Annotated in this window: 19 protein-coding genes; 11 read left to right on the plus strand and 8 right to left on the minus strand. The window is 72.2% G+C overall.

What is annotated here, in order from left to right; all coding sequences use genetic code 11:
• Positions 1 to 96 precede the first annotated feature (96 nt).
• On the plus strand, positions 97 to 1752 hold the full coding sequence (locus DJ010_RS22950; RefSeq protein WP_109696523.1) for a hypothetical protein: 1656 nt from the start codon (positions 97 to 99) through the stop codon (positions 1750 to 1752).
• A gap of 88 nt (positions 1753 to 1840) precedes the next feature.
• On the opposite strand, the gene DJ010_RS18600 is transcribed toward DJ010_RS22950, so the two are convergent.
• Both DJ010_RS18600 and DJ010_RS18605 read right to left on the minus strand, forming a co-directional pair.
• Positions 1841 to 2731, minus strand: coding sequence for a protein phosphatase 2C domain-containing protein (locus tag DJ010_RS18600; protein ID WP_158283061.1), 891 nt, complete (start codon positions 2729 to 2731; stop codon positions 1841 to 1843).
• Positions 2728 to 3426 (minus strand): vWA domain-containing protein, encoded by a 699-nt coding sequence (locus DJ010_RS18605; RefSeq protein WP_109696527.1) that lies wholly within the window; start codon positions 3424 to 3426, stop codon positions 2728 to 2730. The genes DJ010_RS18600 and DJ010_RS18605 overlap by 4 nt, the downstream gene beginning before the upstream one ends.
• Before the next feature lie 112 nt (positions 3427 to 3538).
• Here DJ010_RS18605 and DJ010_RS18610 point away from each other — a divergent pair, with 112 nt between their 5' ends.
• The 5 genes from DJ010_RS18610 (at position 3539) to DJ010_RS18630 (ending at position 9748) form a co-directional block, all read left to right on the plus strand.
• Complete coding sequence (locus DJ010_RS18610) at positions 3539 to 4867, plus strand: protein kinase domain-containing protein (RefSeq protein WP_158283062.1); 1329 nt, start codon at positions 3539 to 3541, stop codon at positions 4865 to 4867.
• Positions 4868 to 4876: 9 nt separating this feature from the next.
• Positions 4877 to 6760: an FHA domain-containing protein gene (locus tag DJ010_RS18615; protein WP_146207399.1), complete on the plus strand. Its 1884-nt coding sequence runs from the start codon at positions 4877 to 4879 to the stop codon at positions 6758 to 6760.
• 21 nt (positions 6761 to 6781) lie between these two features.
• Complete coding sequence (locus tag DJ010_RS18620) at positions 6782 to 7324, plus strand: hypothetical protein (RefSeq protein WP_109696533.1); 543 nt, start codon at positions 6782 to 6784, stop codon at positions 7322 to 7324.
• A gap of 77 nt (positions 7325 to 7401) precedes the next feature.
• Positions 7402 to 8106 (plus strand): YcnI family copper-binding membrane protein, encoded by a 705-nt coding sequence (locus DJ010_RS18625; protein WP_109696535.1) that lies wholly within the window; start codon positions 7402 to 7404, stop codon positions 8104 to 8106.
• 10 nt (positions 8107 to 8116) lie between these two features.
• Complete coding sequence (locus DJ010_RS18630; protein WP_109696537.1) at positions 8117 to 9748, plus strand: copper resistance CopC/CopD family protein; 1632 nt, start codon at positions 8117 to 8119, stop codon at positions 9746 to 9748.
• Positions 9749 to 9751: 3 nt separating this feature from the next.
• Here DJ010_RS18630 and DJ010_RS18635 read toward each other — a convergent pair whose 3' ends face one another.
• Both DJ010_RS18635 and DJ010_RS18640 read right to left on the minus strand, forming a co-directional pair.
• Positions 9752 to 10654 carry a DUF8832 domain-containing protein gene (locus DJ010_RS18635; RefSeq protein WP_109696539.1) on the minus strand — a complete coding sequence of 301 codons (903 nt, stop codon included), beginning with the start codon at positions 10652 to 10654 and terminating at the stop codon, positions 9752 to 9754.
• Positions 10655 to 10659: 5 nt separating this feature from the next.
• Entirely contained in the window at positions 10660 to 11772 is a 1113-nt protein-coding gene (locus tag DJ010_RS18640; RefSeq protein WP_109696541.1) for a calcium:cation antiporter, read from the minus strand.
• Positions 11773 to 11842: 70 nt separating this feature from the next.
• Here DJ010_RS18640 and DJ010_RS18645 point away from each other — a divergent pair, with 70 nt between their 5' ends.
• Genes DJ010_RS18645 through DJ010_RS18655 form a run of 3 tightly spaced genes read left to right on the plus strand, consistent with a single transcriptional unit; the run spans position 11843 to position 15350 of the window.
• Positions 11843 to 12823, plus strand: coding sequence for a phosphotransferase (locus DJ010_RS18645; RefSeq protein ID WP_109696543.1), 981 nt, complete (start codon positions 11843 to 11845; stop codon positions 12821 to 12823).
• Positions 12823 to 13401: a TIGR03086 family metal-binding protein gene (locus DJ010_RS18650; RefSeq protein ID WP_109696545.1), complete on the plus strand. Its 579-nt coding sequence runs from the start codon at positions 12823 to 12825 to the stop codon at positions 13399 to 13401. Before DJ010_RS18645 ends, DJ010_RS18650 begins: the two co-directional genes overlap by 1 nt.
• 11 nt (positions 13402 to 13412) lie before the next feature.
• Complete coding sequence (locus DJ010_RS18655) at positions 13413 to 15350, plus strand: TIGR03960 family B12-binding radical SAM protein (protein ID WP_109696547.1); 1938 nt, start codon at positions 13413 to 13415, stop codon at positions 15348 to 15350.
• Between the two features lie 12 nt (positions 15351 to 15362).
• Here DJ010_RS18655 and DJ010_RS18660 read toward each other — a convergent pair whose 3' ends face one another.
• Genes DJ010_RS18660 through DJ010_RS18675 form a run of 4 tightly spaced genes read right to left on the minus strand, consistent with a single transcriptional unit; the run spans position 15363 to position 18257 of the window.
• Complete coding sequence (locus DJ010_RS18660) at positions 15363 to 16160, minus strand: hypothetical protein (protein WP_109696549.1); 798 nt, start codon at positions 16158 to 16160, stop codon at positions 15363 to 15365.
• Positions 16161 to 16180: 20 nt separating this feature from the next.
• Positions 16181 to 16849, minus strand: coding sequence for a hypothetical protein (locus tag DJ010_RS18665; protein WP_109696551.1), 669 nt, complete (start codon positions 16847 to 16849; stop codon positions 16181 to 16183).
• A gap of 6 nt (positions 16850 to 16855) precedes the next feature.
• Positions 16856 to 17560, minus strand: a complete 705-nt coding sequence (locus tag DJ010_RS18670) for a hypothetical protein (protein WP_109696553.1) — start codon at positions 17558 to 17560, stop codon at positions 16856 to 16858.
• A 7-nt stretch (positions 17561 to 17567) separates the two neighbouring features.
• On the minus strand, positions 17568 to 18257 hold the full coding sequence (locus DJ010_RS18675) for a DUF4190 domain-containing protein (protein WP_109696555.1): 690 nt from the start codon (positions 18255 to 18257) through the stop codon (positions 17568 to 17570).
• A gap of 57 nt (positions 18258 to 18314) precedes the next feature.
• Here DJ010_RS18675 and DJ010_RS18680 point away from each other — a divergent pair, with 57 nt between their 5' ends.
• Together DJ010_RS18680 and DJ010_RS18685 are read left to right on the plus strand one after the other, a co-directional pair.
• A complete protein-coding gene (locus tag DJ010_RS18680) occupies positions 18315 to 19514 on the plus strand; it encodes a winged helix DNA-binding domain-containing protein (protein ID WP_109696557.1) in 1200 nt (399 codons plus the stop codon).
• A gap of 16 nt (positions 19515 to 19530) precedes the next feature.
• Positions 19531 to 20244: a TIGR03936 family radical SAM-associated protein gene (locus DJ010_RS18685; protein ID WP_211318873.1), complete on the plus strand. Its 714-nt coding sequence runs from the start codon at positions 19531 to 19533 to the stop codon at positions 20242 to 20244.
• The last annotated feature ends 250 nt before the right edge of the window (positions 20245 to 20494 follow it).

Below are 20494 nucleotides of genomic sequence, written 5' to 3' on the forward strand. Positions count from 1 at the left end.
ACGATTCGTCGGGTCCTGCCGCGAAGGGGGACGCAGGACGCCTAGGATTCTCGGGCCGAGCGACCGGCGACGAAGTCCATTCTTTTGGGGAGATCCATGGAACTGCACGAGAGCCTGTACGCCCTGGGCAAGAGCCAGGGTCGGGAGCTCTTCAACGACGCCGACAGCTTCCGCGGGGCGCTCGACGACTACCTCGACGAGGACAGCGCGACGACCGGGGACATCAACCTCCTGGTCGACGCGGTCCGGCTCGGTGCGTTCCAGGCCATGATGACCATGCTCGACAGCGGTGCCGACGCCGACCGAGCGGTCTCCGAGGCAGGCAGCCGGCTCGCGCGGGACCGCGGCAGCGCCGACGTCGGTGGCGCGATGTGGGCCCTCGCCGTCCTCGGCTACGCGACCGGCAAGGTCTCGGACGCGCAGGTGCGCAGCTACCGCACCCAACACTCCTCGGCGCCGACCCCGCCGCCGGTCGGACCGCCGACCGTGCTTCCTCCCGCCGCTCCCGGCAGCGCCCCCGCGCCGGCCCCCGGCCCCGGCGTCCCGCCGCCCACCGGCTCGCCGGTCGGCTCGCCGCCGCCCCCGGGCGCCACCACGCCGCCGCCGACCGCTCCGGTCTGGCCCAGCTCGGGGCCGAACCCGGCCGCGCCCGCGCCCGGCCCGGCCGCTCCGGTGCCGGCGCCCGCGGCGTCGTACGGCGCTCCGCCTCCGTCGTACGGCGGCTACGGCCACGCCGCGACCCCGCCGAAGAAGAGCCGGCTCCCGCTCGTGCTCGCGCTCGTCGGCGGGCTCGTGGTGCTCGCCGTCATCGCCGTGCTGATCCCCGTGGTGTTCCTCGCCGACGACGACAAGAAGCCGGACGACCCGGAGGCGTCGAGCGACGGACCGACCTCGCCGACCACCCCCGAGGGCCCCGACGTGTCGTTCGAGGCGCTCAACGAGCGCTACCAGAGCCTGGGGTCGCGGGTGACCTCCGGCATGGACGGCTGCGAGGCCGCCGGGCTCCAGTCGGGCCAGGCCGAGAAGATCCAGTGCACGTTCCCGCAGGGAACGCTGGTGCTGACGACGTACGCCTCCGGTGACGAGCTGACCGCCGCTCGGAAGCGCCGCCTGAACGACAAGGAGGGGACGATCGTCTCCGACGTCGACTCGGGCGCCTACTACCGCTTCGACCCGACGACGGCGAACGCGGAGAGCACCGACCCGCCGATCATCTACTGGGACAGCCAGGCCGGCATCCAGTCCGCCGAGCTGACCGGCAACACGGGCGTCAAGGCCGACCAGCTCGACCCCGCCTTCGACGCGGTGGCGGCGACGGTCACCCCGCCCGACGGCCTCACCGACGTCGCGGTGCAGGACTTCGCCAGCACCTTCACCGTCATCAACTGCACCCGGATCCCGACCGAGACCGACGGCGAGGCCGAGGAGAGCGAGTGCCGGCGCTCCGGCCGCCGCACCTGGGTCGGCAAGTTCAACAAAGTCGGCGACCTGCGCCGCTACCGCAGCAACGCCAAGACCTTGGCCAAGCAGGACGGCGACCTCGTCGTCGACTACTGGTACACCGACGCCAACAGCAACGGTCAGCAGGACTCCGACGAGCCGGAGCAGGGCAAGATCTACGGCTACATCGAGGAGCAGGACACCGACGACTACGGCGTCCTCTACATCGACGACCTCGACTGCCGCTGCTACCTGCAGATGTACGACAAGGGTCAGGGCGACCCGTTGAAGCTGTACAACCTGATCTTCTGAGCTCGGTCGTCGAGCAGCCCGAGCCGCCAGGCGAGGGCGTATCGAGACGCGCGCCCATGCCCACGATCACCCTCGGGCGCGCGGACGGTCAGGGGCGGTCGAGGGTATCGGCGAGCTCGGGGAGAAAGGTGCGCTCGGGGTCGACCGGGCGCTCCCCGGCAGCGGCGCCGAGGTCGGCGCGGGCGATGATCGCCATGGAGGTGTCGTCGCCGCCGATCTGGGCGGGTTCGTCGAGCCAGGAGGGGAGCTGGTCGCGGACCCAGTCGAGGCCACGGGTGCGGCCGAAGTCGACGAGCTGCTCCCCGGTCTGGCGCCACCAGCCGCCCGCGTCGACGCGGGAGGTGCCGAAGCCATCGGTGCAGAAGAAGGCGAGGGCGATGTCCTCGACGCGGGTGTCGATGACCGCGGTGCGGAGCGACCGCAGCGGCTCGGGCTCGCAGAGCGAGCTGGTGTGCAGGCCGTCGAGCTGCGGGTCGTCGGGGAGGGCGCGGGAGGCCTCGCCCTGGTCGCTGACGATCACGGCGTCGCCGTCGCCGATCTGGAGAACGATCATCAGGTCGCCGGAGACGGCGGCGGCGAGGAGCGTGGTGCCGTAGGGCCGGAGCGGGTCGTCGGAGGCTGCCGCCTGGCGCGGGTCGCCCAGGTCGAACGGGTTGGCCGCGACGTGGTGGCGGACCTTGGTCTCCCAGCTCTCGACGATCGCAGCGGCAGCGGCGGTCACGACGTCACCCGCGCTCTCGGGGTCGGTCAGGTCGCCGATCACCCGGCGCATCTCCTCGACCGCGCTGACGGCAGCGAGCGCGGAGCCGATGTCGCTGCGGAAGTGGGCCCGGTGGCCGTGGCCGTCGGCGACGGCGGCGACCGCCTGGCGGCCGTCGGTCCAGGTCAGGACGGCGTCCTGCAGGGGGAGGTCGTCGCGGACGTGCACCGATCCGATCCGAGAAGCGGACAGGACCGTCCACTGCGTGCCGAGTGTCACCCGAGCGTGCTCCAGATCGGGTCACCGATCGGGCTCGGCGGCACCGCCGACAGGCCGCCGCCACCGACGACCGGCCGCGACGCGACCTTGCTGGCAGCCTTGGAGGCCCAGACGATGTACTCGACCAGCTGCTCGGGGTTGTCGGCGCGCAGCAGCGGGACGTCCTCGTCACCGATGAACCGGCGCAGCGAGTGCATGTCGGCGTCGCGGCCGACGCCCAGCGCGAGCCGGACGGCGGTCGCACCCCACCGGTTGTTGAGGAGGGACTGCAGGCCCTCGGCGAAGGTGGTGCCGCTGCTCTGCGTGGGCCGACCGTCGGAGACCAGGATGATCGCCGGAGGATAGGCGCTCGAGCCGTCGTCGAGCTCGGAGAGGGCGTCGGTCAGCGTCAGCAGCGCGCTGCCGAGCTCGGTGAAACCGCGCGGCACGGCCTCGAGCCGTTCCCAGTGGATCTGGTCGACCGGCGTCGGCTCCTCGATGACCCAGCGCGGCTCGTTGGCGAACGCCAGCACCCGGATCAGCATCTCGGCGTGCGGGTTGGCGCGGGCCTCGTCCTTGAGGTGGGGGAGCACCTCGGAGATCGCGTTGTTCAGGGCCTGGATGCGGCCGCCGCGCATCATCGAGCCGGAGACGTCCAGGACGAAGATGAAGTGGAGGGGCTTTCGCGCCAAAGCGCCGCCCAAGCGGTCACTCATGCCATCTCCTGCTTACCGGGGTTTGGACGCCGCCGTCACTGAACAGGTTATAGATTGTCACACACACAATCGTTCCGGAGCGGAACGTGATGCACGGAGGTCGGCGACACCGATGGTGCTGGCAGAAGGCGTCGAGGTCGACCTCGGGCCGTTGGGCCGCGCACGGGTGACCTCTCTCCTCGGCCAGGGCGGTCAGGGCTACGTCTTCGAGGTACGACGCGACACCGGCGAGCCCCTCGCGCTGAAGTGGTACAAGCCCGAGAGCGCCACGACCGAGCAGTACCAGGAGATGCAGCAGCTGGTCGAGATCGGCTCGCCGCACCGTCGGTTCCTGTGGCCGCTGAGCATGGCCCGGGTGCACAGCCAGCCGAGCTTCGGCTACGTCATGCACCTGCGCGACCCGAAGTTCCTGGAGCTGAGCTACCTGCTGCTCAACGCCGATCGCGACGGCAACCCGCTCGACGTCTCGTTCTCCTCGATCATCGAGCTGTGCCGCCAGCTGAGCTACAGCTTCCTCCGGCTGCACGCCCGCGGGCTCTGCTACCGGGACATCTCCTTCGGCAACGTGTTCTTCGAGCCGACGACCGGCGACGTGCTGATCTGCGACAACGACAACGTCGGCATCGACAACGGCACCGGGCGGGTGCTCGGCACGCCGTACTTCATGGCGCCGGAGGTCGTCCGCGACACGACCTACCGCACGCTGCCCAACACCGACACCGATCGGCACTCGCTGGCGGTGCTGCTGTTCTACTCCCTCTTCCTCGGCCACCCGCTCGAGGGTCGCCGCACCGATGCGGGCGTGCGCGACGCGCACTGGCTGATGACCCACTTCGGCACCGACCCGCTGTTCTGCATGCACCCGACCGACCGGTCCAACCGGCCGGCCGAGATCGTGCAGCAGTACTGGAAGATCTATCCGCAGTTCCTCCGGGACCTCTTCGTCCAAGCGTTCGTCGACGGCATGGAGCGGCCGGGCGCCCGCGTCACGGAGGGCCAGTGGATCAAGGCGATGGACCGACTGCGGGACGGCCTGCTCGCCTGCCCGACCTGCGGCACGACGAACTTCTGGTCCAGCGGCGAGCCCGACCCGGTGTGCTGGCAGGACGGCACCGTCGTGAGTCCGCCGTACCTCCTCCAGGTGGGTCGCCGCACGGTCGCGGTCGGACCGCAGGCCGCGATCCGGTCCGACCACCTCGCCTCGGGCGTCGACCACCCGGTCGTGCTGGGCGACCTGCGCCAGCACCCGCAGGCCCCCGAGCGGTGGGGTCTCCACAACGCCTCCGACGTCGCCTGGCCGGTTGCCTACCCCGGCGGCCAGAGCTTCTCCCTCGACCCGGACCGCACCATCGAGCTGGTCCCCGGTGCGCGGATCCAGATCCGCAACGCCACGGTGCACGTGCGCCAGCCCGACCCCGACGCCACGATCCTCCAGGCGTAGGTGGGCCTCATGACTCCGTTGGTGGTCGAGGTGGACGGTCGCGTCCTCCGCCTCGAGGGAAGCTCCGTGATCCGGATCGGACGGGCGATCGACGCCGAGATCGTCCTGACGGCCGGGTCGGTGTCCCGGCAGCACGCCGAGCTCCGGCCGGTCGACGGGCTGTGGGTGCTGGTCGACGCGGGGAGCCAGTTCGGCACCTACGTCAACGGCGTCCGGGTCGCCGAGCACACGATCCGCGAGCGCACGGTGGTGCGGTGCGGGCCGGTCGCGACGGGCTCGGAGCTGACGATCACGCCGGCCGAGCAGGTCACCGGCGGCGCGGGGCAGGCGCCCAGCGCTCCGCCTCCGCCTCCGCCTCCGCCCCCGGCCCCCGCGGAGTCGTTCGACTCTCCCACGATGCCGCCCGCAGCGGGGGAGCGACCGACGATCGACTCGCGGTTCGCCCCGCCTCCGCCCCAGTCGCAGCAGCCCCGGCAGCAGCCGTCACAGCAGCCCCCACCGACCGTGCCCGGACCGTCGGGCACCCAGGTCGCCCGGCCGACCGGGCCAGCGCCGGCCCACGTCATCCCGCCCGGCCTCGACCAGACCCAGGTGCTCGCCGCGCAGTCGGCGCCGCCGGCCGCGCCCGGAGCGCCGCCGCCGGTGCGCTCGGGGCCCGACCTGCTGCTGGTCGCGGAGGGCAAGGAGCACCGGTTCCGGCACCCGGCGCAGATCTCCATCGGCCGGCTGCCCGACTGCACGGTGGTGCTGACCGACCCCGCCGCCTCCCGGATGCACGGCACGGTCGCGGCGGTGCCGGGCGGCTGGACCTACACGAACCAGTCGAACGAGGGCACGTTCCTCAAGGGTCGCCGGGTGACGAGCACGAAGTTCGACGAGCGCACCGAGCTGCGCCTCGGCCACCCGGTCGCCGGTCCCGAGCTCACGCTGGTGCCGATCCTGTCGGCGGTGGAGGAGGAGAAGCGGATCGCGCGTCGCCGCCTCGGCCGCAAGCTGCTGATCGGCGGCGTCGCGGCCGGTGTCCTCGTGCTGGTCCTCGGAATCGCGGCGGTGACGGTGGTCCTCAGCCGCGACGACGATGACGACCCGACGGCGAGTGACCGGGAGTCGAGCCCCACTGCCGAGACCACCACCTCGACCACGCCGACCGGCCCCGCCTCGCCCGAGGAGCTCACCGACGCCGAGCTCGACGCGGCCAAGGCCGCGACCGTGAAGATCATCGCCGAGAGCCACGCACTGGCGGACCCGAGCCAGGAGTTCGCGTACGCCGGCTCGGGGTCGATCATCCGCTCGGACGGGCTGATCCTCACCAACGCCCACGTCGCGGCGCCCGAGTCGCCGGGCATCGTCGAGACCTACGGACCCGAGGCGGCGATCGCGAACCCGGAGTTCCTGCTGATCTCCCTGACCGACGGCGCGACCGACACCAACGCCCCGCCGGAGTACCGTGCCCGCGTCGTCGCAGCGGACGGGTTCCTCGACGCCGCGGTGATCCAGATTTACGCCAACGCCGACGGCTCCGACCTCGAGGGCGAGCTGTCGCTGCCGACGGTGCAGATCGGCGACTCGGACCCGCTGCGGGCCGGCGACGACGTGACCGTCCTCGGGTTCCCGGCGGTCGCGGACTCCGGTGACTCGATCACCGTGACCAGCGGCCTGATCTCGACGGTGATCAACGACCCGAACCTCGGTCCGCGCTCCGAGTACGACACCGACGCCCGGATCGCTCCGGGGAACTCCGGCGGCATGGCCATCGACAACGAGGGTGTGCTGATCGGCCTGCCGACGGCGCTGGAGTTCGACCCGAGCGGGTCGGGCGTCACGAGTGGCCGGATCCGCGCGGTCGACGTCGTCAAGGACCTCATCGCGGAGGCCGAGGCCGCGGTCGGCTGACGGCTCCGGCATCATGGTCGGGTGCTGATCCTGCGCCGGGTGCCCCGCTCCGGGGCGCGCCTGTCCGCGGGACTGACCGCGGCGGAGACCACCGCCGCGCTCGCGATCGCCCACACTGCCGCCGGCGGCACGCTGCCCTCGGCCGGCTGGCTGCTGACGATCGCCGCGACGGCGTACGGCGCCGGCCTGCTGGTGCTCCGCGGCCGGTTGCCGGTGCGCGTGGTGCTGCCCGCCCTCGTCGGCGCCCAGGTGCTCCTCCACGCATGGCTCGTGACGCTGACCTCCGGCACCGGTGCGCACCCGCACGGCGCCGGCTCCGACCTGCTCGGGCTCAGCTGGCCGATGCTGCTCGCGCACCTCGGTGCCGGACTGGTCGCCGCCGTGGCCTGGGTGCTGCGGCGACGCGCGGTCGAGGTGCTGCTGGGCTGGTCGGAGACGCCGGCACCGGTCGTCGTCGATGTCCGGCGCACCGCGGCGCGGTGGGTCGCGCCCCTACTCGAGCGCGTCCACCTCACCGCCCGGCCGACGCGCGGTCCGCCGTCGGTGCCGGCAGCAGCCGCCTGACCGACTCGACTCTCGGGTCCCAGTCCGGTCGGCCGGCTGCGCCTGCGTGCACCCACCGACTCGAGACAAGGAAACCCATGCACATCCGATACATCACCCTGCCCGTCGCAGCCGCGGCGGGTGCTCTTGCGCTGACCGTCGCGCCGGCGTCGGCACACGTCACCGTCACGCCGAGCACGACGGCCGCCGGCTCCTACGCGGTGCTCACGTTCAGCGCCGGCCACGGTTGCGAGGGCTCGCCGACGACCTCGATCGCCATCAAGATGCCGGAGGAGGTCTACGCGGTCACGCCGACGCGCAACCCCTTCTGGACCATCGAGAAGGTGATGGCCGACCTCGACGAGCCGATCACCGACGCCCATGGCAATGAGATCACCGAGCGCGTCGACCAGGTCGTCTACACGGCCGACCAGCCGCTGCCCGACGGGGAGCGGGACACGTTCGAGCTCTCGCTGCAGCTGCCGGACGCCGAGGGCGAGACGCTGGCCTTCCCGGTCGTGCAGACCTGTGAGCAGGGCGAGAACCCGTGGACCGAGACCGTCGCGGACGGCGAGGACCCGGAGTCCCTGGAGTACCCGGCACCCCTGGTGACGATCACGGCGGCCGAGGGAGACGGCCACGGCGGTGCGGAGCCCGCAGCCGTCGCGACCGACGACGCAGGGGGCACCGGCGACTCCGACGAGTCCGGCGACGGCAACGGGCTCGCGCTCGCAGGTCTGGGCACCGGGATCCTCGGCATCCTCCTCGGGGGCCTCGCCCTGGCGCGGAGCCGGAAGGCCTGAGGACCACCTCGTGATCGGGCGTGTGCTGACGGCGGTGCTGCTCGCCGGGCTCCTCGTGGGCTCGGGGGCCGCGCCGGCGTCGGCGCACGCCTCGCTGATCTCCTCCGACCCTGCCGAGGGCGCGGTCCTGCCCGAGGCCCCGGACCGCGTCACCCTCACCTTCGACGAGCCGGTGTCCGTGGTCGACGACGGCGTCAAGGCCTACGACGCGGCGGGGGAGCCGCTCGACATCGACGCGGGCGCACGGGACGAGGAGGTCATCGCTGACCTGCCCGGCGACCTCGCCGACGGCACCTATGTCGTGGTCTGGCGGGTCGTCTCCAGCGACGGACACCCGATCGCCGGGTCGCTGACCTTCCACGTGGGCGCACCGAGCGAGTCGGTGGCGCCCCCGCGCGACGGCGGGACCGCCGACGACTCGGCGATGCGCAATGTCGCCAGCGTCGTGCAGGCCATCTCCTACGTGGCGCTGCTCCTGGCCGGCGGCTTGACCCTGTTCCTGTCGTGGACCGCCCGCGGCCTCCGCCTCCGTGACGACGTACGACGACGCCTGCTCCTGCTCCAGCGCGGCTCCGCGGCCGTCGCGGTCGTCGTCGCGGCACTCGGCGTGCTCGTCTCCGGCGCCTACCAGCGCGGTGCCGGGACCAGCGGGTTGCTCGAGGGCGCGTCGCTGGACCCGGCACTGGTCGGCGACGACCTCACCGTGCTCGCGCTGCAGGTCGTCGGCCTGGGCCTGGCCGTGGTGCTCGCCGGTCGGCCGTCACCGTCGCTGGCCGGCGACATCGGTGCAGCGCTCGCGGTGTGGTCGCCCGCCCTGGTGGGGCACACCCGCGCCTACGAGCCGGTGTCGCTGCTCGTCCTCACCGACGCCCTGCACCTCAGCGCGGGCGCGGCCTGGCTGGGAGGACTGGCCGGCCTGGCGGTCACGCTCCCGTCCCTCGCCGGTCGCGAACGCGAGTCGGCGCTGCTGCTGAGCCGGTTCTCCACCATCGCCGCGGGTCTGCTGGTGGTGCTCGCCGGTGCCGGCGCCCTGCTCGGCTGGCGGATCCTCGGCTCCTGGGGCGGGCTGGTCGACACCACCTACGGCCGGCTGCTGCTCGTCAAGGTCGGGATCGCACTCGTCGTGGCTGCAGTGGCCGGGTGGAACCGCTTCGTCCTCCTCCCGCGGGTGACCGACGGGCCCCACGAGGCCCGCCGGCGGGCGACGTACGCCGTGCGCCGGGTGGTCCTCCTCGAAGGGACCCTGCTCGTCGCCCTGCTCGGCGTCACCGGGTTCCTCGTCGAGCAGCCGCCACGCGCCGAGCCGGCCGCGGCGACGGCACCGGCGTCGACCGTCGCGAAGGCCGTGGTCGACGACCTGCAGGTGCTCGCGACGCTCGACGCGGGCGAGGGCCGGCAGCGACAGCTGGTCGTGCAGGTCCAGGACCTGGGCGGGGAACCCGTCGACCTGCACACCCGACCCGACGTGGTGCTGCGCAGCGCCGACGTCGACCTCGGTGCGGTCCCGGTCGTCCCGACCGGCGCGGGCACCTTCGTCGCCGACATCAGCTTCCCCACCGCGGGGGAGTGGGAGGTCCAGGTGAGCCTGCGGATCGACGAGTTCGAGAACCCGGTCACCACGCTGTCGGTCGAGGTGGAGTGACCCCTACGAGGTGACGGTCGCCGTCACCGGCACCGTGTGCAGCAGGCCGTCGACGCGCACCTGGACGAACAGGTGGTAGTCGCCGGGTCGCTCGAACGTCGTGTGGAACGTGAGCCGGGTGCCGTCGTCGGTCACCTCGGGCGCGCCGTACGGGTGCACGTGGACGAACACCTGGTCGGCGGGCCGATCGGCGACCCGGAACCCCGAGACGTGCGCGGACGTGCCGAGGTAGGACCCCAGGGTGACCGGCTCCCCGTCGACGGTGGTGACCACCAGGTGCAGGCGGCCGTCCTCGCCCGCCTCGACCGGACCGTCGACCGCGACCCGCACGATGCCGTCGTCGCTCTGGTCCGACGCGGTCGCGACGGTCGGCCGCCACCGGCCCGGCACCGCGACGGTCTCGCCCAGGACGACCGGGCGGTCGGCACCAGCCGGCTGGAAGTCGGCGAGCACGCGGTAGTCGCCCGGTCCGTCCAGGTCGACCGGCACGGTCCAGGTGCTGTCACCGGTGAGGGAGGGGTGCACGTGGCGGTAGACACCGAGGTCGGTGCGCACGACGTAGAGGTGCACCAGCTTGGTCTGCACCTCGGTGAGGTCGGTGACCGGCTGCCCGTCGCGGTCGAGGATCCGGAAGCTGAGGTCGCCCGGTCCGTCGGTCCCGCGCGGCAGCCGCACGTCGGAGAGCCGGTAGCCGCCGGCGGAGGCAGTGGTGCCGTCGCCGATCGACGCCGCGTCGCTCTCGCCGGGTGCGTGGGTGTGCCCCGCGCCGTCCGAGGGCGGGTTGAGCACGATCCGGTCCGGATCCGGCTCGGCAGCCGGCTCGTCCCCCCCACACGCCGCGGCCGACAGGCTCAGCGCGCCGGCGGCGAGCAGGGCGAGCAGTCGGCGGGCGGGCAAGAAGGACATGACTCTCATGGTGCCGCAGCCAGGAAGAGGAACGCCGCGAACAGGACCAGGTGCACCCCGCCGGCGAGCGGCTTGGCGCGGCCCGGCACCACGGTGAGCACGGAGACGATGACCGACAGCACCAGCAGGACGATCTGGAGCGGGTCCAGTCCGAGGGCCAGCGGGCCGTCGAGCCAGATCGACGCCACGGCGATGGCCGGGATCGTGAGGCCGATCGACGCCATCGCCGAGCCGTAGGCGAGGTTGAAGCTGGTCTGGACGCGGTCCCGGACAGCTGCGCGCACCGCCGCGATCGACTCGGGCAGCAGCACCAGCAGCGCGATGACGACGCCGACCACCGCGTGCGGCAGGCCGAGCGAGGCCACGGCGTCCTCGATCGCGTAGGACTCGACCTTGGCGAGCCCGACCACGCTCACGAGCGCGAGCGCCAGCAGGGCCAGGCTGAGCACCGCCTCCCGGTTGGTCGGCGGGTCCGCGTGGCCGTCCTGGTCGAGGTCGACCGGGCCGTCGGCCCTCGAGGAGTCCGCGACCGGCAGGAAGAAGTCGCGGTGGCGCACGGTCTGCGTGACCACGAACATGCCGTAGAGCGCGAGCGAGGCGACGGCCGCGAACGCCAGCTGCTCGCCGGTGAACACCGGTCCGTCGGCGCTCGTCGTGAAGCTCGGCACGACCAGGGTCAGGCCGGCGAGCGTGACCACGGTGGCGAGCGCCGAGCCGGTGCCCTCCGGGTTGAAGGCCGCCAGGTGGTGGCGGAGGGCTCCGACGACGATCGCGAGACCGGCGATGCCGTTGACGGTGATCATCACCGCCGCGAAGACCGTGTCCCGCGCCAGGGCCGACGTGTCGCCCTTGCCCGTCACCATCAGCGTGACGATGAGTCCGACCTCGATGACCGTGACGGCGACAGCCAGCAGCAGCGACCCGAACGGCTCTCCCACCCGGTGGGCGACGACCTCGGCGTGGTGCACGGCCGCGAGCACGGCCGCGACCAGCGCGACCCCGACGACGATGTTGCCCAGCGTGCCCGGGTGCGTGCCCCAGGCGAAGACCAGCACGATCGCGGCGGCCGGAGGGCTCACCAAGTTCCAGGACAGGCGGCCGGCCGTCGTCGTCATCATCGTGGTAACGAGTCTAGGGACTGGTCGGCAGAGGGATGCGCGCGCGGTCGGACAGGAGCACCATGGAGGCATGGCGGCGCTGATCGACCGGGCCGCGATCGACTCGGCGACCGGGCACGGCCAGCTGGGCGAGGACGGGCGTTCGGGCGCGGCCCTCCGGCGCCTCACCCTCGGTGACGGCCGCCGCGTGGTCGTGAAGACCTACGACGCCCGCACCGACTTCGTCATGCAGATCGTGGGGGACCAGCACGGGCGCGAGGTCGAGCTGTTCCTCTCCGGCGCACTCGACGACCTGCCGCCGACCGTGCGGCACCCGATCCTGGCTGCCTGGTACGACGACGAGGGGCGCGGGGTCGTCGTCATGCGGGATCTCGGCGACGCGGTGCTGACCTGGGACCATGTGCTCCTCTCGGCCCAGCTGCGGGTGGTCCTCGGCGGGCTCCACGACCTGCATGCGACCCACCGTGGCCGCACCGAGCCGACCGCCACGGCTCTCGACAGGGTGGTCGGCGTCTTCGAGCCGGACCGGATCCGACCCCTCTCCGGACTGCCGCTCGTCGACGCGGCCCTGCGTGGCTGGGAGCTCTTCGCCGACCTTGCGCCGGGCGAGGTCGGCCGGCGGGTGCTCGCCCTGTCCCAGGACGGCGGGCCCCTGGTCCGCGCGCTCGCGGGGTGCACGCCGACCCTCCTCCACGGGGACGTCGCGACCGTCAACATGGCGCTCGACGCCGACGGTCTGGTCCTCTTCGACTGGGGGATCGCGACGGTGGGCCCGGCCGAGCTCGACGTCGCCCGGCTCCTCGTCGGTTGCGCCCACACGTTCGACCTGTCCTTTGACGGGTACCTCGACCTCCAGCGAGAGGTGGCCGGCGCGGACCACGACGAGGACGCGCTCGACCTCGCACTGCTCGCGGGCCTGACCTGGATGGGCTGGAACAAGGCGCTCGACGTCGTCGACCACCCCGACCCCGCCGTACGTGCTCGGGAACTGGCGGGGCTGGACTGGTGGCTCGCCCGAGCCGAGCGTGCCTTCGAGAAAGGACTGGTGTGATGGAGACGGAGGAGATCTACCGCAGGACCGTGGACTGGTGGCGGTCCTGCCTGGACGGCGTCGGTGACGGCCAGTGGGGCGACCCGACGCCGTGCGCGGACTGGAACGTGCGGGAGCTGGTCAACCACGTGACAGGTGAGGACCTGTGGGCCGGGCCGCTGCTCGAGGGACGCACGATCGAGGAGGTGGGCGACACCTTCGACGGGGACCTGCTCGGCGATGCGCCGCTCGAGACCGCGCGCTCGGCTGCGGACGCAGGGGTCGACGCCGTCACCCGGCTGCTCCCGCAGCGCGAGACCGTGCACCTGTCCTACGGCGAGGAGCGCTCCGAGGAGTACGTCCGGCAGCTCTCGGCCGACCACCTCGTGCACGGCTGGGACCTCGCGGCGGCGACCGGGGGCGAGGTCCGGATGGATCCCGACGTGGTGGCCGAGGTCGCTGACTGGTTCGCCGAGCGGGAAGAGCTCTACCGCGGCGCGGGGATCATCGGCGAGCAGGGCCCGCTGGACGGCGACCCCCAGCACGACCTGTTGGCGCGCTTCGGTCGCGATGCGGGCTGGAGGCCACCCGGCTCGTAGAATCGACTCCTATGCCTGAGTCCCTCTTCCCCCGTCTCGAGCCGCACCTGCTCTCGGTCTCGAAGCCGATCCAGTACGTCGGCGGCGAGCTCAACTCGGTGAGCAAGGACTGGGACGACACCCAGGTGCGGTGGGCGCTGATGTACCCCGACGCCTACGAGGTCGGCCTGCCCAACCAGGGCGTGCAGATCCTCTACGAGGTGCTCAACGAGCGGCCCTGGATCCTGGCCGAGCGCACCTACGCGGTGTGGCCGGACATGGAGGCGGTGATGCGGGAGCACGGCATCCCGCAGTTCACGGTCGACGGCCACCGCCCGGTCGGTGCCTTCGACGTGTTCGGCGTCAGCTTCTCCACCGAGCTCGGCTACACCAACCTGCTCAACGCCCTCGATCTCGCCGGCATCCCGCTGCACGCGATCGACCGCACCGACGAGCACCCGATCGTCGTCGCCGGCGGGCACGCCGCCTTCAACCCCGAGCCGATCGCCGACTTCGTCGACGCCGCCGTCCTCGGCGACGGCGAGGAGGTCGTGCTCGCGATCTCCGACGTCATCCGCGAGTGGAAGGACGAGGGCCGGCCCGGCGGTCGCGAGGAGCTGCTGCGCCGGCTCGCGGTCAGCGGCACCGTCTACGTCCCGCAGTTCTACGACGTCGCGTACGCCGGCGACGGCGCGATCGCGAGCGTCGTGCCCAACCGTCCCTGGGCGCCGGACCGGGTCCGCAAGCACACGCTGATGGACCTCGACGCGTGGCCCTACCCGGCGAACCCGCTGGTGCCGCTCGCCGAGACCGTGCACGAGCGGTTCAGCGTCGAGATCTTCCGCGGCTGCACCCGCGGCTGCCGGTTCTGCCAGGCCGGGATGATCACCCGGCCGGTGCGCGAGCGTTCGATCGAGACCATCGGCGCCATGGTCGACAACGGCGTGAAGAAGACCGGCTTCGAGGAGGTCGGCCTGCTGTCGTTGAGCTCCGCGGACCACACCGAGATCGGCGACGTGGCGAAGGGCCTGGCCGACCGCTACGAGGGCTCCAACGTCTCGCTGTCGCTGCCCTCGACCCGCGTGGACGCCTTCAACATCACGCTGGCCAACGAGTTCTCCCGCAACGGCCGGCGCTCCGGCCTCACGTTCGCGCCCGAGGGCGGCAGCGAGCGGATGCGCAAGGTGATCAACAAGATGGTCACCGAGGAGGACCTGATCCGGACGGTGGCGACGGCGTACTCCCACGGCTGGCGGCAGGTGAAGCTCTACTTCATGTGCGGCCTCCCGACCGAGACCGACGACGACGTGCTGCAGATCGCCGAGCTGGCGAAGAAGGTCATCGCCAAGGGCCGTGAGGTCTCCGGGCGCAACGACATCCGCTGCACGGTGTCGATCGGCGGGTTCGTGCCCAAGCCGCACACCCCGTTCCAGTGGGCCGCACAGCTCGACCACGAGACCACCGACGACCGGCTCCGGCAGCTCCGCGAGACCGTGCGCACCGACAAGCGCTACGGACGGGCGATCGGGTTCCGCTACCACGACGGGCGCCCCGGCATCATCGAGGGCCTGCTGTCCCGCGGCGACCGCCGGGTCGGCCGGATCATCGAGGCCGTGTGGCGCGACGGCGGCCGCTTCGACGGTTGGAGCGAGCACTTCTCGTTCGACCGCTGGGTGGCCGCGGCCGAGACCGCACTCGCCGGCACCGGCGTCGACCTCGACTGGTTCACCACCCGTGAGCGGGAGTACGACGAGGTGCTGCCCTGGGACCACCTCGACTCCGGCCTCGACAAGGACTGGCTGTGGTCGGACTGGGAGGACGCCCTCGCCGTGGGCGACGGCACCTCCGACGTCGAGGTCGAGGACTGCCGCTGGACGCCCTGCTACGACTGCGGCGTGTGTCCCGAGATGGGCACCGAGATCCAGATCGGCCCGACCGGCCGGCAGCTGCTGCCGCTCAGCGTCGTCTGATCTGCAGCGGGATCAACCCTTCGGCAGGAACCCGCGGTAGAGCTTGCCGTCGGTGCGGACGACGAGGCAGGCGACCTTGTCTCCCTTCTTCGGTGCCACCATCTCCGTGAAGGACAGCAGCGTGTACTTGTCCCCGCGGAACAGCTCCTTCTGCGCGGGGGAGAACAGCGGGAAGCAGCTCTTGTTGCCCTGGTCGCCGTCGGTGAAGTCGTAGTCCCGGGCGTCGCGCTCGCTCAGCACCCGCACCTCGAGCACCTGGGCGTTGTGCGCGCCGTCGCAGGAGGTGATCTCCAGGTTGGACAGGCCGGCGTTGCTGCCGGGGTCGAACCCGGTGCCGATGAGGCACTGGTCGCGCTTCAGGTCGTTGGCGAAGACCGGGGTCGGGATGTCGATCTCGGGGATCTCGATCTCCGGGATGTCGATGCTGAAGTCGGAGAAGGTCGGGATCGTGATGTCCGGCGCCGTCGTCGGGGTGTCGCTCCCGTCGAGGATGTCCGCCAGGACGGCGATCCCGCCACCGCCGCAGGTGACCAGCGTGACGACGCCACCGATGAGCCAGCCGAGCCACCGGCTGCTGCCGGTCGCGCTGGTGATGGCATAGGGGGTGCTGAACGAGGCGGGGTTCGCGCCGCCGTACGGGACGCTCGGCGCGTTCGGGTCCTGAGTGGCACCGCCGTACGGCACGTACGGCGCCGGCGGGTGCGGGTCGAGCGGAGCGGCAGGCGCGGTTGGCTCGGCGTCGGGCGTGGCGTCCGGCTGGTACGGCGTGAAGCCGTCCTGGTCGCCGTAGGGTCCCTGGTCCTGTCCCACGAGGGGCAGCGTAGGGCCTGCTAGGAGGGCTCCGCGCCGGATTCGGAGGTCGGGTCTTCCAGCGAGCCGTGCAGCGCGCCGCCGTCCTGGCGGACGAGGAGACAGGCGACCTTGTCGCCCGTGACCGGCTCGGCGGTCTCGGTGAGCGCGATGAGGTAGAGGTCCGAGCGGTTCAGCAGCTTCATCTGGGCCGACGTGAACAGGTCGCGACAGGTCTTCACCGCGCCGTTGTCGTCCTCGAAGTCGTAGGCCGCAGCCTCGTCCGCGTCGAGCTTCTTGACGGCGATCACCTCCGCGTCGTGCGCCGTCGAGCAGTCGACGACCTCCAGGTCGGAGACCGGGTCGTCGTTGCCCGGGTCGAGGCCGGCGCCGATCAGGCACTGGTCCTCGTCGAGGTCGTTGGCCCTGACCTCGTCGCGCGCGGAGCCGGCGGAGTCGTCGCTCGTGACGATCGACGCGACCAGGGCCGTCACCGTGCCGCCGCAGGTCAGCGCCACGACGAGGATGCCGACGATCCAGGGGAGCGCGCGACTGCGGCTCGACGACACCGCCGGCCCGTAGTCGGTGGTGCTGCCGGCGTACGGCACGTAGGGCTCCGTGGGCGAGGATCCCTCCGGCTCCGGGGCTGGAGCCCGACCCGGCTCGTACGGCGTGAAGCCGCCCTCGGTGTCGTAGGGGTCCTTGCCCATGGGAGCTCAGTCGACGATCGGCTCCTCGAGCTCGTCGCCGTTGGCCAGCTCGAGGTAGCAGATGAAGTCGTCCCCGGCGTCCGGCTCGGTGGCCTCGAAAACCAGGCCGACGTCGTAGGTGCCGGTCGCGTAGGCCGCGGCGTACTCGTCGTTCAGGTACTCCTCGCAGACCGCCGCCGGGAAACCGGGCTCGAAGTTGTCGACGTCGTCGCCGGTGAACTGCCGGGCAACGGCGATCTCGGCCTCGTGCGGCTCGTCGCAGTCCTTCTTGAAGAGGGTCGCGTCGTTGTCGTCGAGCTCGTCGACGTTGACGCACTGCCCGACGTCGGCGCTGTCGATGAAGACCGTGCTGGTGCCGAACCAGGTGAAGAACCCGACGATCCCGACGAACGCCAGCGTGCCGGCGGCCCCGATCGCGATCGCGGACACCGCTGCCCAGCGGCCCTTGCGGACGCCGTTCTTGGTGCGGCCGAGGCCGACCAGCCCGAGGACCAGGCCGACGACGCTGGTGCAGCAGAGCAGGCTGAGCACGAAGCCGGTGATCGAGACGGCGTCGGTGCTGGGACCGGTGCCGACGGGGCCGTACGGCGACGCGGGTGCGCCGGCGTACGGGTTGGGCGCGGGCGCGCCGTACGGCGTGTAAGGGGACTGCTCCCCGGGCTCCCTGGGCTCGGGGTCGGACGGCGGCCCGGGCGGAAAGGGGCTGCTCACTAGCGGCTCAGAGGATCTTCTCGTCGAGCTTGTCGTCGGACTCGACGTAGCAGACCAGGTGGTCGCCGACCTCGACGTCGTTCGGGTCCTCGGTGAGGGCCTTGAGGTCGGCGAAGACGTCGAGTCCCGCCTCGGTGATCTTGGTGACCTCTTCCTCGGAGAGCACCGTGGTGACGCAGTAGGCGGTCATCTCGCTCTCGATCTGCTCGAGGTTCTCGTCGGTCACCTCAGCGACACCGACGATCTCGCCGTCGTGGTCCTCGGTGCACTCCTTCTCGTACATGAGCACGGAGTTGCTGTCGTCGTCGTCGATGTCGACGCACACGCCGGCCTCGGCCTCGTCGACCTCGACGATCGACTGGAACCAGGCCACGCCGGCGACTGCTGCGATGCCGATCCCGACCCACGCCAGCAGGCCGACCAGGCCCAGGACCAGACCGGTGATGGCGAGGCCGCGACCCTTGCGCTGGCCGCCCTTGGTCCGCTTGAGGCCGACGATCCCGAGGATGAAGCCGACCGGGGCGCAGCAGATCAGACTGGTGACCAGCGAGGCGATCGAGACCCCGTCGGTCTTCGCCGGCTGCTGGCCGCCGCCCGGGGCGGCGTACTGCCCGCCGCCGTACTGGCCACCGCCCCCGCCGTAGGGGTTCTGGGGCTGCTGCTGGCCGTAGGGGTCGTTGCCGTAGGGGTTGCTCACGGGGGGCAGCCTAGGGGACCGGGCTCGGATGTCGGCGTTGATTGGCACGATGGCGGCGTGCGCACGATCGACGACGAGGAGCGCCGGGCCCGGCTCGCACGGCGCCACGGCCTGCTCACCGGGCTGCCCGACGCCGCCGCTGCGACCCGGGCGATGACCGTCCTGCACGCGACCGAGGCCGCCACGGTGCACCTCTCGCTGTGGGCACGGGTTCCGGGCATCACCGTGGCCGACGTCGACGCGGCGTTGTACGACGACCGCGCGCTCGTCAAGCAGCTCGCCATGCGGCGCACGCTGTTCGTCTTCCCGCGCGATCTGCTGGGGGCAGCGTGGGGGAGCGCGGCGACCCGGGTGGCGGTCCAGCAGCGCAAGCAGCTCGCCAAGTGGGTGGTCGAGGCCGGTCTCGCCGCCGACCCGGACGCGTGGATCGACCACGCCTGCGCCGAGGTGCTGGCTGCCCTGGCCGACGGCGTGCCGCGCACGACCCGTGAGCTGCGCGCGCTGGTGCCGACCCTGGAAGGCCGCATCCAGCGCGGCACGCCCGACAAGAGGTGGAGCGGCGAGTTCCCGATCGCCGCCTGGGTGATGACCACGCTCGGCGCCGAGGGGCGGGTGCTCCGCGGCCCCAACGCCGGTCACTGGCGGCTCAACAAGCCCAGCTGGGTGCGCTCCGACCACTGGCTGCGCGACGCCGAGCCGGCCTGGCCGGAGGACAAGGGCTACGCCGAGCTGGTGCGCCGCTGGCTGGCCACCTTCGGCCCGGGCACCGAGGCCGACATCGTGTGGTGGCTGGGTGCCACCAAGACCATCGTGCGGCGGGCGCTGGCCGACATCGGAGCGGTCGAGGTCGGGTTGCACCCGTCGCCACGCTCAGGGACCCCGCCGACCGGCTGGGTGCTGCCCGACGACGTCGACCCGGTGGACCCGGTCGAACCGTGGGCGGCACTGCTCCCGACCCTGGACCCGACCGTGATGGGCTGGAAGGAGCGGGCGTTCTACCTCGACCCGGCCGACACGCCGTACCTCTTCGACACCAACGGCAACGCCGGCAACACCGCCTGGTGGGGCGGCCGGGTCGTCGGCTGCTGGGTCCAGGACGAGGACGCCGTGGTCAAGGTGCTGCTCCGCCACGACATCGGCAGCGAGGGGGCGGCGGCCCTCGACGCCGAGGCCGAGCGGCTCACGGCCTGGCTCGACGGGGTGCGGATCGTCAACGTCTACGCCTCCCCGCAGATGAAGGGCGCAGCCCTCGGCTGACCTACGCTGTCGGACCGTGAGTCGTCAGCAGCCCGAGCAGCAGGCGCCGCCCGTGCAGCGGCTGCGGATCCGCTACGCCAAGCGCGGACGGCTGCGCTTCACCAGCCACCGCGACGTGAGCCGGGCGGTCGAGCGCGCGGTGTTCCGGGCCCAGATCCCGATGGCCTACTCCTCCGGCTTCCACCCACACCCGCGGATCTCCTACGCAGGGGCGTCCCCGACGGGCGCGGCCAGCGAGGCGGAGTACCTCGAGCTGGGCCTGGCCGAGCGGCGCGACCCGGACGAGGTCGGCCGCAGCCTCGATGCGGCGCTGCCCGACGGGCTCGACGTCGCGACGGTCGCCGAGTCGCCCGGCGGGTCGCTGTCGGACCTGCTGACCGCCAGCGCCTGGCTGATCGAGCTGCGGGGTGCGGACGCCGCCGAGGTCGGGTCCGCGGTGAGCGCGTTCCTCGGCACCGAGTCGGTGCCGGTCGAGCGGATGACGAAGAAGGGGCTCCGCACGTTCGACTGCCGGGCCGCGGTCGTCGCCCTGGAGGTCTCCGGGACCGACGCGGGGCCGGCCCTGGCACTCGTCCTGCGGCACACCGTGCCCGCCGTACGCCCCGACGACGTGCTGACCGGCCTGGCTGCGGTCAGCGGCTTCGCGACCCCCGCCACCGCCCTGCTGACCCGCCTCGCGCAGGGGCCCCTGGACGAGGCCACCGGGACGGTCGGCGACCCGCTGGCGTGACGCCGGGATGCTTCCCGTTCATCAGCCGTGTGCGATACTCGCCACAGATCGGTCCCGACGGCGCACCTCCGACGAGGAACCCAACGGACCGGTTCGACGACGTTCTCGCCGGACCCCGTAGCAGTCAGACGGACCGGCACGGTGGCGGCCGCCACCTCGCTAGACCGCGACGCAGGGATCAGGGTCGGTGACAGCGATCCGATAACCGGGTGAGCCCGGACCGCGCGACCGCGGCAGGCGGGGCGACAGC

Source organism: Nocardioides silvaticus (genome assembly GCF_003160695.1).
GTDB classification, from domain to species: Bacteria; Actinomycetota; Actinomycetes; order Propionibacteriales; family Nocardioidaceae; genus Nocardioides; species Nocardioides silvaticus.